This is a genomic window from Neptuniibacter caesariensis (assembly GCF_000153345.1).
Classification (GTDB): Bacteria; Pseudomonadota; Gammaproteobacteria; order Pseudomonadales; family Balneatricaceae; genus Neptuniibacter; species Neptuniibacter caesariensis.
Genome location: NZ_CH724125.1, coordinates 1,933,667 through 1,946,729, shown reverse-complemented (window position 1 = coordinate 1,946,729; position 13,063 = coordinate 1,933,667). Strand labels below are relative to the sequence as shown.

The 13,063-nt window shown below is 47.9% G+C and carries 17 protein-coding genes and 1 pseudogene; 3 read left to right on the top strand and 15 right to left on the bottom strand.

The features are described 5' to 3' along the window. The gene (moaB, locus tag MED92_RS08990; protein ID WP_007021213.1) at positions 1 to 537 is read right to left on the bottom strand and encodes a molybdenum cofactor biosynthesis protein B; all 537 of its coding nucleotides are present in this window, start codon (positions 535 to 537) and stop codon (positions 1 to 3) included. Between the two features lie 38 nt (positions 538 to 575). Next, positions 576 to 1,580, bottom strand: coding sequence for a GTP 3',8-cyclase MoaA (moaA, locus tag MED92_RS08985; RefSeq protein ID WP_007021212.1), 1,005 nt, complete (start codon positions 1,578 to 1,580; stop codon positions 576 to 578). Between the two features lie 111 nt (positions 1,581 to 1,691). On the opposite strand from moaA, the gene MED92_RS08980 reads away from it, so the two are divergent. Then, positions 1,692 to 2,069, top strand: a complete 378-nt coding sequence (locus MED92_RS08980; RefSeq protein WP_007021211.1) for a SirB2 family protein — start codon at positions 1,692 to 1,694, stop codon at positions 2,067 to 2,069. A 6-nt stretch (positions 2,070 to 2,075) separates the two neighbouring features. Here MED92_RS08980 and rfbD read toward each other — a convergent pair whose 3' ends face one another. The 3 genes from rfbD to ssb form a co-directional block, all read right to left on the bottom strand. Continuing rightward, entirely contained in the window at positions 2,076 to 2,990 is a 915-nt protein-coding gene (rfbD, locus tag MED92_RS08975) for a dTDP-4-dehydrorhamnose reductase (RefSeq protein WP_007021210.1), read from the bottom strand. A 172-nt stretch (positions 2,991 to 3,162) separates the two neighbouring features. Further along, entirely contained in the window at positions 3,163 to 3,597 is a 435-nt protein-coding gene (locus MED92_RS08970) for a hypothetical protein (protein WP_007021209.1), read from the bottom strand. A gap of 150 nt (positions 3,598 to 3,747) precedes the next feature. Beyond that, positions 3,748 to 4,305 (bottom strand): single-stranded DNA-binding protein, encoded by a 558-nt coding sequence (gene ssb, locus MED92_RS08965; RefSeq protein ID WP_007021208.1) that lies wholly within the window; start codon positions 4,303 to 4,305, stop codon positions 3,748 to 3,750. Between the two features lie 197 nt (positions 4,306 to 4,502). Between ssb and uvrA the strand changes: the two genes are divergently transcribed. Next, on the top strand, positions 4,503 to 7,325 hold the full coding sequence (uvrA, locus tag MED92_RS08960) for an excinuclease ABC subunit UvrA (RefSeq protein WP_007021207.1): 2,823 nt from the start codon (positions 4,503 to 4,505) through the stop codon (positions 7,323 to 7,325). 41 nt (positions 7,326 to 7,366) lie between these two features. After that, on the top strand, positions 7,367 to 7,792 hold the full coding sequence (locus MED92_RS08955) for a c-type cytochrome (RefSeq protein WP_007021206.1): 426 nt from the start codon (positions 7,367 to 7,369) through the stop codon (positions 7,790 to 7,792). 71 nt (positions 7,793 to 7,863) lie between these two features. On the opposite strand, the gene rplQ is transcribed toward MED92_RS08955, so the two are convergent. The 10 genes and pseudogenes from rplQ to MED92_RS18980 all read right to left on the bottom strand — a co-directional run. Then, a complete protein-coding gene (gene rplQ, locus MED92_RS08950) occupies positions 7,864 to 8,250 on the bottom strand; it encodes a 50S ribosomal protein L17 (RefSeq protein WP_007021205.1) in 387 nt (128 codons plus the stop codon). Between the two features lie 39 nt (positions 8,251 to 8,289). Then, a complete protein-coding gene (locus MED92_RS08945; protein WP_007021204.1) occupies positions 8,290 to 9,294 on the bottom strand; it encodes a DNA-directed RNA polymerase subunit alpha in 1,005 nt (334 codons plus the stop codon). Between the two features lie 24 nt (positions 9,295 to 9,318). Beyond that, positions 9,319 to 9,939: a 30S ribosomal protein S4 gene (rpsD, locus tag MED92_RS08940; protein WP_007021203.1), complete on the bottom strand. Its 621-nt coding sequence runs from the start codon at positions 9,937 to 9,939 to the stop codon at positions 9,319 to 9,321. Positions 9,940 to 9,954: 15 nt separating this feature from the next. Beyond that, positions 9,955 to 10,344: a 30S ribosomal protein S11 gene (rpsK, locus tag MED92_RS08935; RefSeq protein ID WP_007021202.1), complete on the bottom strand. Its 390-nt coding sequence runs from the start codon at positions 10,342 to 10,344 to the stop codon at positions 9,955 to 9,957. A gap of 25 nt (positions 10,345 to 10,369) precedes the next feature. Next, positions 10,370 to 10,726, bottom strand: a complete 357-nt coding sequence (rpsM, locus tag MED92_RS08930; protein WP_007021201.1) for a 30S ribosomal protein S13 — start codon at positions 10,724 to 10,726, stop codon at positions 10,370 to 10,372. Between the two features lie 148 nt (positions 10,727 to 10,874). Next, the gene (rpmJ, locus tag MED92_RS08925) at positions 10,875 to 10,991 is read right to left on the bottom strand and encodes a 50S ribosomal protein L36 (protein WP_007021200.1); all 117 of its coding nucleotides are present in this window, start codon (positions 10,989 to 10,991) and stop codon (positions 10,875 to 10,877) included. Positions 10,992 to 11,017: 26 nt separating this feature from the next. Beyond that, a complete protein-coding gene (gene secY, locus MED92_RS08920) occupies positions 11,018 to 12,337 on the bottom strand; it encodes a preprotein translocase subunit SecY (protein WP_007021199.1) in 1,320 nt (439 codons plus the stop codon). Next, on the bottom strand, positions 12,338 to 12,772 hold the full coding sequence (rplO, locus tag MED92_RS08915; RefSeq protein WP_007021198.1) for a 50S ribosomal protein L15: 435 nt from the start codon (positions 12,770 to 12,772) through the stop codon (positions 12,338 to 12,340). A 16-nt stretch (positions 12,773 to 12,788) separates the two neighbouring features. Beyond that, complete coding sequence (gene rpmD, locus MED92_RS08910; protein ID WP_007021197.1) at positions 12,789 to 12,968, bottom strand: 50S ribosomal protein L30; 180 nt, start codon at positions 12,966 to 12,968, stop codon at positions 12,789 to 12,791. A 6-nt stretch (positions 12,969 to 12,974) separates the two neighbouring features. Continuing rightward, positions 12,975 to 13,063, bottom strand: a pseudogene (locus tag MED92_RS18980) (30S ribosomal protein S5); the annotation flags it as partial.

Sequence of the window (13,063 nt, the reverse complement as noted above, 5' to 3'; positions counted from 1 at the left end):
TCAAGCCTGCTCTTGACGGTGTTTCAGGATCATAGAAACAAAGTTACAAGGCTTATGGCGATGATCGAGCTGCTCTGCAATCACATCATCCCAGCCTGTACGGCAGGCGCCAGTCGAACCGGGCAGGCAGAAAAGAACCGTACCATTCGCTAAACCACCCAACGCACGAGACTGAATCGTCGATGTACCAATCTGACCTGCCGACACCTGACGAAAATACTCACCAAACCCTTCAATCGTCTTATCGAACAGAGGCGCCATCGCTTCCGGTGTAGAATCACGACCGGCAAAACCTGTACCGCCTGTTGAGATCACAACATGAATCTCAGGATCCGCAATCCACTTCGAGGCAACCGCACGCATCTGATACACATCATCTATCACAATCTCGCGAGCGCCTAATTTATGACCCGCAGCTTCCAAACGATCAACCAATGCTTGCCCGGAAGTATCTGTTTCCAGAGTACGAGTATCGGAGACAGTCAAAACGGCAATATTTAATGGGATAAACTCAGCTCTAGCTGGTGTGTGGGACATGATAATTTCCTTAAAATCCTTTACGGGCTGAGTTGCACTCAACCCCCGGTCATATTCATAAAACGAATGATCTGCGGCTTATCATCAAGATCAAACTCATGCTTCTCTGGCTTCAGGTCCATTGCTTTGATGATAACGTCTCGCAACCGTTCCTGGTCATTAGGGTAACGGCGCAGTATTTCTCGGAGATCCACAGAATGCTCATTACCTAAGCAGAGCAACAGCCGACCTTCTACAGTAACCCTGACCCGGTTACATTCGGAACAGAAGTTGTGGCTATGCGGCGAGATAAATCCAACCCGACTCTCACTATCTGCCATCCGGTAATAACGTGACGGACCCGCGGTTCTCTCGGTGGTTGGCTGCAACGGGTAACGGGATTCAATCATCTCCCGTACCTCATCACTCGAACAGTACACCTCAGCCCGATCATGTTCATTTATATTGCCCAGAGGCATCTCTTCGATAAAACTGACATCAATCCCTTTATCGCGAGCGTAATTCACCAGATCCAGTACTTCATCGTCATTACGACCTTTCATGACAACCGCATTTAACTTTATGCGATCAAAGCCTGCCGCAATCGCCGCATCAATACCCGCGAGTACTTTGGGTAATTTGCCAATACGGGTCATCTCTTTAAAACGCTCTTCCTGGAGACTGTCGATACTGATATTTAAACGATTAACACCGGCATCTTTTAACGGCTGAGCCATATCAACAAGCTGAGAACCGTTCGTGGTAATCGCCAACTCGGCATCTAACTGGCCTACACCGCGGATTAGTTTAATCACTTCACGGCGAACCAGAGGCTCGCCCCCGGTCAAGCGTATTTTCTTAACCCCTAAGCTGACAAAGGCTGCAGCTACCTGCTCAATCTCTTCCAGAGAAAGTACCTGGGCATGCGGCAGAAACGTCATCTCTTCGCCCATGCAATAAACACAGCGAAAGTCACAACGATCAGTCACGGAAAGACGAATGTAATCTACAGTTCTTCCAAACCGGTCAACCAGGGCATTCGTTTCTTGGTTATTTTCTGACATGGGCTCTGAGCAAAAAGCGTTTAGTTCTTATAGTTGGACTGACAAAAATAGCATAAATTCAAGACAACAGCAGTTATACTCTGGACCGATAAAAATCTGAGGCCCTAGCGAATGTACCTAGCTATTAAGCACATCCATCTGACCTGCATTGTTCTCAGTCTGTCGCTATTTCTGCTTCGAGGATACTGGGCACTGTTTTCACCCAGCCACCTACAACGCAAGTGGGTGAAGGTCGTACCGCATTGTATCGATACCCTGCTACTAATCAGTGCGATAACGCTGGCCGCTCTGCTTCAGCAATATCCGTTTATCGATCACTGGCTAACCGCTAAGGTTGTCGCACTGCTCGCGTATATAGGGTTCGGCACGTTCGCAATTAAACGCGGTAAGACCCGCAGCAGCAAGGCACTGTTTTTGGTACTCGCCCTGCTCTGCTTTGGCTATATTGTCGTGGTAGCTATCAACCACAATCCGCTACCCTGGACATAATCAACATTACTTTTGTTGATTATAAATGATTCGCATAAGCCACTGGAGCTCCTGGCGCCAGGGCTTTTGCCTGATACCAAACACACTCAATAGTTTCTTACAGATAAGGATGGATGTATTCGGGCGCTGCGCCTCAGTTACATAGTCTTTGCTGGAGATGGGCACCATCTTCTCAACTTCGAAATTCTCATAGTTACCCGCAGCGATAAGAATTTCCTTACAAAAATCATAACGGTTGGTAATCTCCGCACCGCAGTAATGGTAAGTACCCCAGGCATCCGCCCCGTTATGGATCTGTTTCAACATAGCCAGAATCACGCGGGCAACATCTGCAGCAGAGGTAGGGCAACCTCGACGGTCACTGACGGCTTCCAATACTTTACTCTGCCGAGCCGCTTCAAGGGTACGCAAGACGAAGTTATTGCCTTGCTCACTGAACAACCAACTTACACGCAAAATAATATGCTTAGGGAGTAATTGGCGGAGACGCTCCTCTCCCTGCCATTTGGAATCCGCATAGACACCCAAAGGCGCAACTTCATCATCTTCCGTATAACCGCTGGCATAATGGCCATCAAAAACATAATCGGTGGATAGGTGAAACATAGGAATATTCAGATCACCGCAGGCAAGCGCCAGCTTCTCCACACCTTCCGTGTTAACTGCATAACAGGTTTCAGACTTATGCTCAGCCTCATCGATATGGTCAAAAGCAGCACAGTTGATCACATAATCCGGAAGATGCTGAGCAAGCAGTTCATTAATCTGCTCACTGTCCGTAATATCCAGCTTAGATTTATCCAGAGGGATAACGTTAAAGAAACTCTCATTCTCCCCCTGCAGCTGCAGGGCCGTACCAACTTGACCGTTAGCCCCTGTAATTAAGATTTTGACCGGCTTTAATAGTAGATCCAGATCCATTTTCAGACTCTCCAGTAACCACTCACAACTGAACGAGTCCAAATGCCTGATTGAAACTTAGGCATCGAGTGCTCCCCCACCAAACACAATGGCAAAAATATACCTTAATCTATAGATCAGGCCTAGGGAGCACCGCAACTAGTTAAAACCCGGCTTTTTATTTTCAACCCAGTTAACCGATATAACCCCCACCCCATAGATTATCTTTCTGACGACGGCCCTGATGGATCCGGCGGTCTCGTGAACCGGGCTTAAAGCGAATTTCACTTCTTCGATCGTCTCGCTGGCGCCGCTCAACCTTACGCCTTTCGCCAACTAATTTGCGCTGACATTGACACACAGACTGATCACAGGTAGCCAAAGGCAGATCTTTAATCTCAGAAGATCTGAGCGTCCGGTTAAGCAAGGGTTTCACTGCTCTGCAACAATCCCCATTGGCTTTTATCTCGTACCCTTTAAAGCGACGACCACGAGCCGATTTATCCACAGCCATTTTTTCACTGAACTCGCCCCCGATACCCGACAGTTTCCGGCGATGCTGAATCTGAATTTTCAACATCAACAGAACACAAACAACAATCAACGTTACCAATACATAGTGCGCCATTATCTTTCCCTCCCTTGTCTGAAGGTAAAGATAGCGCCTGACTATGGATAAAAATTGAGCAAATCATGGAGAAAATAAGGAGAACAGTCTGAAACAAATAAGCCCCGCATGAGCGAGGCTTATTTGGAGAATATCTAAGCAGGTTTAGACTTAGAACGGGATATCATCATCAAAGTCATCAAAACCTGGCGCTGGCTGAGGAGGTTGCTGAGGCGTAGGCGCAGGACGCTGCTGCATCTGCGGTGCTTGCTGAGGAGCCTGTTGAGGCGCAGCCTGTGGTGCCATCTGCGGTGCAGGTGCTGCCTGCTGCTGAGGCTGCTGTGCATATCCACCCTGCTGTTGCTGAGGAGCATAACCACCTTCGTTACCGCCACGGCTATCCAGTAGCTGCATCTCGCTTGCAACAATCTCAGTAGTGTAGCGATCCTGACCACTCTGGTCCTGCCACTTACGGGTACGCAACGCACCTTCTACATAAACTTTGCCGCCTTTGCGCATGTACTCGCCAGCAATTTCAGCCAGACGATTAAAGAAAACAACACGGTGCCATTCAGTACGTTCCTGCTGCTGGCCTGTCTGCTTATCTTTCCATGATTCAGACGTTGCGATGGTTACGTTAGTTACAGCATTGCCGTTTGGCATATAACGTACTTCCGGATCTCCGCCCAGATTACCAACTAAGATTACTTTGTTAACACCACGTGCCATTTTCTTCTCCAAAAATCTTTAATCACAACAGACTTTCAATCTGCGCGTGTAACCGCCAAGCTTAACATGACAGGCAGCGGAGTCCCATAGTTATCAACAGCCTAATTGTGTGGAATAAGATTCACTGAGATAGTTGTTCAGCGATCATCAAAAGTCTTTATAATGACGGGTTTTGTTGTTCAGCTTTGAGAGCCATTATGGATAAGATTCTGGTCCGCGGTGCCCGTACCCACAACCTGAAAGGCATTGACCTGGAAATCCCCAGGGACAAATTGATCGTTATTACCGGTCTTTCAGGTTCGGGGAAATCCTCCTTAGCCTTTGACACCTTATATGCTGAGGGCCAGCGCCGTTATGTAGAATCACTATCGACATACGCTCGTCAGTTCCTTTCGATGATGGAAAAGCCTGAGGTCGACCATATTGAAGGCCTCTCCCCCGCCATCTCAATCGAGCAGAAATCTACATCGCACAACCCCCGCTCAACAGTAGGTACCATTACGGAAATCTATGATTACCTGCGCCTGCTGTTCGCCAGAGCCGGCGAACCACGCTGCCCTGATCATGACCTGCCGCTCGACGCGCAAACGATCAGCCAGATGGTCGATCAAGTGCTGGAGTTGGAAGAAGGCTCTAAGATGATGTTGCTTGCGCCAGTAGTGCAGGGACGAAAAGGTGAGCACTTACATACCATAAGCAACCTTCGCGCTGAAGGCTTCATCCGCGCACGCATCGACGGCATCGTGGTTGATTTGGACAGCGCTCCAGAGCTGGATAAGAACAAAAAACATGATATTGAAGTGGTCATTGACCGTTTTAAAGTACGCCAGGATTTACAAACACGTCTGGCAGAATCGTTTGAAACAGCACTAAACCTTACAGATGGCATCGCTAAGGTTGCATACATGGACGGCGGCCAAACTGAATTGATCTTTTCGGCACGCTTTGCCTGCCCAGAATGCGGACACAGCATTCAAGAGCTGGAACCCCGTCTATTCTCATTTAACAATCCACATGGTGCATGCCCTAGCTGTGACGGTCTTGGGGTTAAGCAATACTTTGACCCTAGCAAAGTGGTCCATGATAACAAGCTAACCATTTCTGAAGGGGCAATTCGTGGCTGGGATCGCCGCAGTTTGTATTACTTCCAGCAACTTAAAGCAGTCGCGGAACAATACGGCTTCGATATAGATACCCCGTTCAAGGATTTAGACAAGAAGCACCAGAAAATTGTCCTCGAAGGTAGCGGCAGCGAAACCGTTACCTTTCGCTATCTGAATGATCGTGGCGATATTATCAATAAGGCCCACCCCTTCGAGGGCGTCCTAAATAATCTAGAACGTCGTTATCGGGAAACAGAATCTGATACTGTTCGTGAAGACCTGGCTAAATATCTGAACATGCAGCCTTGTCCGTCCTGTAACGGAAGCCGACTGCGCCGGGATGCCCGTCATGTATATATTGATCAACACACATTGCCTGATCTGGTCAAAAAGCCGATTGGCGAAAGCCTTGAGTACTTTGAACAATTACACCTGACCGGCAAACAAGGTGAAATTGCAGAAAAAATCCTCAAAGAGATTCGGGAACGCTTGAGCTTCCTGGTAAATGTTGGCCTGGAATATCTCTCACTCGATCGTAACGCTGACACCCTATCCGGTGGTGAAGCCCAGCGTATTCGTCTGGCCAGCCAAATAGGTGCGGGCCTGGTGGGTGTTATGTATATCCTGGATGAGCCATCAATAGGTTTACACCAGCGTGATAACGAACGCTTACTGAAAACACTCGTGCACTTACGTGATCTAGGTAATACGGTAATCGTTGTAGAGCATGACGAAGACGCTATTCGCCTTGCCGATTATGTCATTGATATTGGCCCTGGGGCGGGCGTCCATGGCGGCCAGGTGATAGCAGCAGGGAAACCTGATGAGGTGATGAGTAACCCGGAATCAGTGACTGGGCAATACCTGAGCGGCGCTAAAGAGATCGCGATTCCATTGCAACGTCATACTGCCGATCCAAAAAAACAACTCGAGCTTAAGGGCGCCACAGGCAACAACCTCAACGAAGTAGATCTTAAAATACCCGTGGGCTTATTTACCTGTATCACAGGCGTATCCGGATCAGGCAAATCCACTCTAATTAACAGCACCTTGTATCCGATTGCCGCAACCGAGCTAAACAATGCAACTACGCTGGATGCAGCCCCTTATAAAACCATCACGGGCATGAACAATTTCGATAAAGTCATCGATATTGATCAGAGCCCCATCGGACGTACACCCAGATCTAACCCAGCAACATATACCGGCATCTTTACCCCAGTGCGTGAACTGTTTGCAGGCACTCAAGAAGCACGCTCGCGTGGTTATAAGCCAGGCCGCTTCAGTTTTAATGTGAAAGGCGGACGCTGTGAAGCCTGTCAGGGCGATGGCGTTATCAAGGTAGAAATGCACTTTCTTCCAGATGTTTATGTCCCTTGCGATGTGTGTAAAGGTAAACGCTATAACCGCGAGACACTTGAGATCAAATATAAAGGTAAAAACATCCACGAGGTGTTGGACCTGACAATTGAAGATGCACGTGAATTTTTTGATGCTATCCCAGCCCTGGCCAGACGCTTACAAACACTGATGGACGTAGGCCTGTCTTACATTCGACTGGGGCAAGCAGCAACAACCCTCTCTGGTGGCGAAGCGCAACGCGTCAAGCTTGCTAAGGAACTCTCAAAGCGAGATACCGGAAAAACACTGTACATTCTGGATGAACCAACAACAGGTTTACATTTCTACGATATACAGCAGCTTCTTAATGTACTAAATAGACTACGAGACCACGGCAACACCATTGTAGTTATTGAGCATAATCTTGATGTGATTAAGACCGCTGACTGGATAGTCGACCTCGGACCGGAGGGCGGTGTTAAGGGTGGCTATATTATTGCTGAAGGTACCCCTGAAGAGGTTGCTCAGAACCCTGCCTCCCATACCGGGCGCTTCTTAAAGCAAATGCTAAAGTAATACGCTAGTCGCTAGACAGAATGAGATTAATGATGAGATATATGAAAAAAGCTTTAGTGGTTGGATTAATCGCCTGCTCTACAACGGCATGGTCGCATTCAGGTGCGACCGGCGTCGTAAAGGAGCGTATGGACCAATTCAAAGAATCTAAAGCATCCGTTAAAGCCCTGAAGAAAGCTTTAAAAGCACAGGACTTTGTGACCATTACAAAAGAAGCTGCATCGATCAACCTGTGGGCAAAACAACTTACCAAGCTATTTCCTGCAGGCTCTAACCCACATCCGTCAGAAGCATTAGATAATATTTGGCAGGAATTCGATCAATTTGAGCGTAAAGCACAGGAACAAATTGAAGCTTCAAACAAGCTGAATCAGGCAGGTATAGCGAAAGATATTTCAGCGGCAACAGCTGCGTTTAAAGCACTGACACAAACCTGTAAGTCCTGCCATAACGATTACAGAAAATAGAAATTAAAACTGATTAATCGAGACAATAAAAAACCCGGCACAAGGCCGGGTTTTTTGATGATCAAGAAATCTTAATCTTCAGCTTCGTCAGCTTCAACAGCTGGACGATCAACTAGCTCAACGTAAGCCATTGGTGCGTTGTCGCCTGGGCGGAAACCGCACTTCAGGATACGAACGTAACCACCAGGACGAGCGTTGTAACGCGGGCCCAGCTCGTTGAATAGTTTACCTACAGCAACTTTGTTGCCAGTACGTGCGAATGCCAAACGGCGGTTCGCAACAGTGTCGTTCTTAGCCAGTGTGATCAGTGGCTCTGCATAGCTACGCAGTTCTTTTGCTTTAGGCAGAGTTGTACGAATCAACTCGTGCTCAAACAAAGAAACTGCCATGTTTTTAAACATAGCTTTGCGGTGCGCACTGGTACGGCTTAATTTACGACCAGATTTACGATGACGCATGATAAATCCCTACCAAACCAGTCAGTTATAATCGCCGAATCAGGAAGCGACTTTGTCGTCGTTCTTCAAGCTAGCCGGTGGCCAGTTTTCAAGACGCATACCCAGGGACAGACCCTTAGATGCAAGTACGTCTTTGATTTCTGTCAACGACTTCTTACCCAAGTTCGGAGTCTTCAGCAGTTCAACCTCTGTACGCTGGATCAGATCACCAATGTAGTAGATCTGTTCTGCTTTCAGACAGTTGGCGGAACGTACAGTCAGCTCCAGATCATCTACAGGACGCAGAAGAATTGGATCAATTTCCGGCTCTTCTGGTTCATCCTTAGCCTGATCTGCACCATCTTCCAGGTCAACAAACACAATAAGCTGTTGCTGTAAGATAGTAGCGGCGCGGCGGATAGCTTCTTCTGGATCGATCGTACCGTTAGATTCGATATCGATAACCAGTTTATCCAGGTCAGTACGCTGTTCTACACGAGCGCTTTCTACTACGTAGGAAACGCGACGTACTGGGCTGAAAGTAGCATCCAGCTGCAGACGACCAATTGCACGAGTCTCTTCTTCATCAGATACACGCAGATCAGCTGGTACGTAGCCACGGCCACGACCAATTGTCAGCTGCATGTTAAGACTCGCACCTTCATTAAGGTGAGCAATAACGTGGTCCGGGTTAGCGATTTCAACATCCTGATTCAGTTGAATATCACCAGCAGTTACAGGACCTGCTTCAGATTTGCTCAGAGTCAGGACTGCTTCGTCGTTGTTGTGCAACAACACGGCAATCCCTTTCAGGTTCAGGAGGATCTCAATAACATCTTCCTGAACACCTTCAATTGTGCTGTACTCATGCAGTACGCCATCAATCTCAACTTCTGTTACGGCACAACCCGGCATAGAAGAAAGAAGAATGCGGCGTAATGCATTGCCCAGCGTATGGCCAAACCCACGCTCAAGCGGCTCAAGAGTCACTTTCGCGCGCGTTTTGCTGATTTCCTGTACGTCGATGTGACGTGGACTTAGAAACTCATTTACCGAACGCTGCATATTTCCACCAAATAAAGTTAAAAATTACTTAGAGTACAGCTCTACAATCAGCTGTTCATTGATATCAGCAGACAGATCAGAACGCTCTGGGGTAGCTTTGTAAGTACCTTCCATTTTACCAGCGTCTACCTCAACCCATTCTACTGCAGCACGCTGGCCAGCAAGCTCAAGTGCGTTTTTGATACGCAGCTGAGTTTTAGCCTTTTCACGTACAGCCACAACATCACCTGCTTTAACCTGGTATGAAGCAATGTTCACAACCTGGCCGTTCACAGTGATAGAACGGTGAGATACGATCTGACGAGCTTCGGCACGAGTAGAGCCGAATCCCATACGATATACAACGTTGTCCAAACGGCCTTCCAGCAGTTGCAGAAGGTTTTCACCTGTTGCACCACTGCGACGAGCCGCTTCTTTATAATAACTACGGAACTGTCGTTCCAGAACGCCGTACATACGACGAACTTTCTGTTTTTCACGTAGCTGCAGGCCGTAGTCGGATAAACGACCACGACGAGCGCCGTGAACACCAGGGACAGTCTCAGCTTTACACTTGCTGTCCAGTGCACGTACGCCACTCTTCAGGAAAAGGTCAGTACCTTCCCTACGAGACAGCTTGCACTTTGGTCCAAGATAACGAGCCATATTACCGTCTCCAGATTAAACGCGACGTTTCTTCGGTGGACGACAACCATTGTGAGGGATTGGCGTCACGTCAGTGATATTTGCAATTTTGTAGCCTACAGCATTCAGAGCACGAACCGCTGATTCGCGACCTGGTCCTGGGCCTTTTACAAATACGTCTAAGTTTTTCAGGCCATATTCTAATGCAGCCTGTCCAGCGCGCTCAGCCGCAACCTGAGCAGCGAAAGGGGTACTCTTACGAGAACCACGGAAGCCGGAGCCACCCGCAGTTGCCCAAGAAAGAGCGTTACCCTGACGATCGGTAATTGTAATGATCGTATTGTTAAAAGAAGCATGGATGTGCGCGAAGCCATCAGCTATTTGCTTCTTCACTTTTTTGCGTGTGCGATTACCTGGCTTTGCCATATTCGGAATTCCTATCGCTTACCACTTATTTACGGATCGGCTTACGCGGGCCTTTTCGAGTGCGCGCGTTAGTTTTACTACGCTGACCGCGAACCGGTAGGTTTCGGCGGTGGCGAATGCCGCGGAAACAACCAAGATCCATCAAACGTTTGATGCTCATGGAAATTTCACGACGCAGGTCGCCTTCAACAGTAAATTTAGCAACTTCTCCACGAACGATGTCCAATTGTTCATCAGACAAATCAGCAATCTTAGTGCTTGGTGCAATACCACAAGCTTCCAAGATGTCAGACGCTGTCGTGCGGCCAATACCGTAAATGTAAGTCAGAGAAATTACCGCATGCTTATTGTCAGGAATGTTGACGCCAGCTATACGGGCCATTCTATTACTCCGTTCATAAAAAGGTGTTTGGAACAAGTCCACGAACACCAGTAAAAATTTTGTTCTGTTCGCAGAAGGCGCGCAATAATACACATTGATTAAAATTAAATCAAGTGTTGCACGCCTTCAGCGCCCAAATCAGGGTAAATTAACCCTGACGCTGCTTGTGACGCGGCTCTACTTTACAGATCACACGTACTGAACCGTTACGACGAACGATTTTGCAGTTACGGCAGATCTTCTTAACAGATGCACGTACTTTCATGATCTACTCCATGTAGCCATTACGCATTAATTTGCGCGGCCACCTTTGAGATTAGACTTCTTCATCAGGGACTCATATTGATGAGACATCAAGTGAGACTGAACCTGGGCCATAAAGTCCATCACGACGACTACGACGATCAGGAGCGATGTGCCACCGAAATAAAACGGTACGTTAGCTGCAACCACCATAAATTGAGGCATCAGAGATACCGCAGTGATATACAGGGCACCGAACAGTGTCAGCCTACCCAGCACAGTATCGATATAACGTGCTGATTGCTCACCTGGGCGAATCCCCGGGATAAAAGCACCTGATTTCTTCAGGTTATCCGCTACGTCCTTAGGATTGAATACAATCGCTGTGTAGAAGTAGCAGAAGAAAATAATTGCGATCGAGAACAGTAGAATGTAAAGCGGCTGACCTGGGCCAAGCGCTAGTGCTACATTCTGTAGCCAATCCATACCTTCACTGTTGCCAAACCATTGGCCCATTGAAGCAGGGAATAGCAGGATACTGGATGCAAAAATCGGCGGAATCACACCAGCCATGTTGACCTTCAGAGGAAGGTGACTGGACTGAGCCGCAAAAACACGATTACCCTGCTGGCGTTTCGCGTAGTTAATGGTGATACGGCGTTGACCGCGCTCCATAAATACAACGAAACCAACAGTAGCAATCGCGAGTACAGCGATAGCTAGCAACGCAAGAATATTCAGGTCACCCTGACGCGCTGCTTCAAAGGCCTGGCCGATTGCGCTAGGCAAACCTGCCACAATACCAGCAAAGATCAGGATTGAGATACCGTTACCGATACCACGCTCAGTTACCTGCTCACCAAGCCACATCAGGAAGACAGCACCAGCTACCAGTGTTACAACCGCAACAAAGTAGAAGCTGATATCAGCACTGAATGCGATACCCTGGTTAGCCAAACCTACAGCCATGCCGAAGGATTGGATTGTAGCAAGTAGCACAGTTCCGTAACGGGTGTACTGGTTGATCTTACGACGACCAGCCTCACCTTCTTTCTTTAACTGAGCCAAGGTTGGGCTAACAACAGTCATCAGCTGCATGATAATCGATGCAGAGATGTACGGCATGATACCCAACGCCAGTATACTCATTCGCTCCAGTGCACCACCGGAGAACATATTAAAGAGACTCAGGATTGTGCCCTGATTCTGATCAAACATAGCAGCCAGACGATCTGGGTTAATACCAGGAACCGGGATATGTGCCCCGATACGGTAAACCACGATTGCCAACAGAACGAACAACAGACGAGATTTAAGTTCGCCTAGTCCGCTCTGTGCTCCAGCTGGTATTGGTCCTTTATTAGCCATTTACGCCTCGACTTTACCGCCAGCAGCTTCGATAGCAGCCTGTGCACCTTTGGTCACACGAAGACCTTTAACAGTGACAGCCTTGTTGATCTCACCAGACAAGATCACCTTCGCAGATTTAATTTCCTGCTTGATGATGTCTGCTGCTTTCAAAGCTTCCAGATCAATTACTTCAGCTTCGATCTTAGCAAGTTCGTTCAGACGGATCTCTGTAACGTAACGAGCAATACGAGAAGTAAAACCAAATTTTGGCAGACGACGCTGCAGTGGCATCTGACCACCTTCAAAACCTGGCTTAACTGAACCGCCGGAGCGGGATTTTTGACCCTTGTGACCACGGCCACAAGTTTTGCCCAGACCGGAACCGATACCACGACCAACACGTTTAGCCGCTTTACGAGAACCTTCTGCAGGACTCAGAGTGTTCAGACGCATGTTGTGAACTCCCTTATTAGTCTTCTACCTGAACCAGGTAGTTGACTTTGTTGATCATGCCACGTACAGAAGGAGTGTCTTCCACTTCTACTGTGTGTCCAATTCGACGTAGACCCAGGCCCTTAACACACAGTTTGTGGTTAGGACGAGTACCGATAGGGCTGCGTACTAGTGTTACTTTAACAGTCTTAGCCATTATCGATTACCCCAGGATATCTTCTACAGACTTGCCACGCTTAGCTGCAACATCTTCCGGAGATTTCATTGCCGCAAGACCTTTAACAGTCGCGC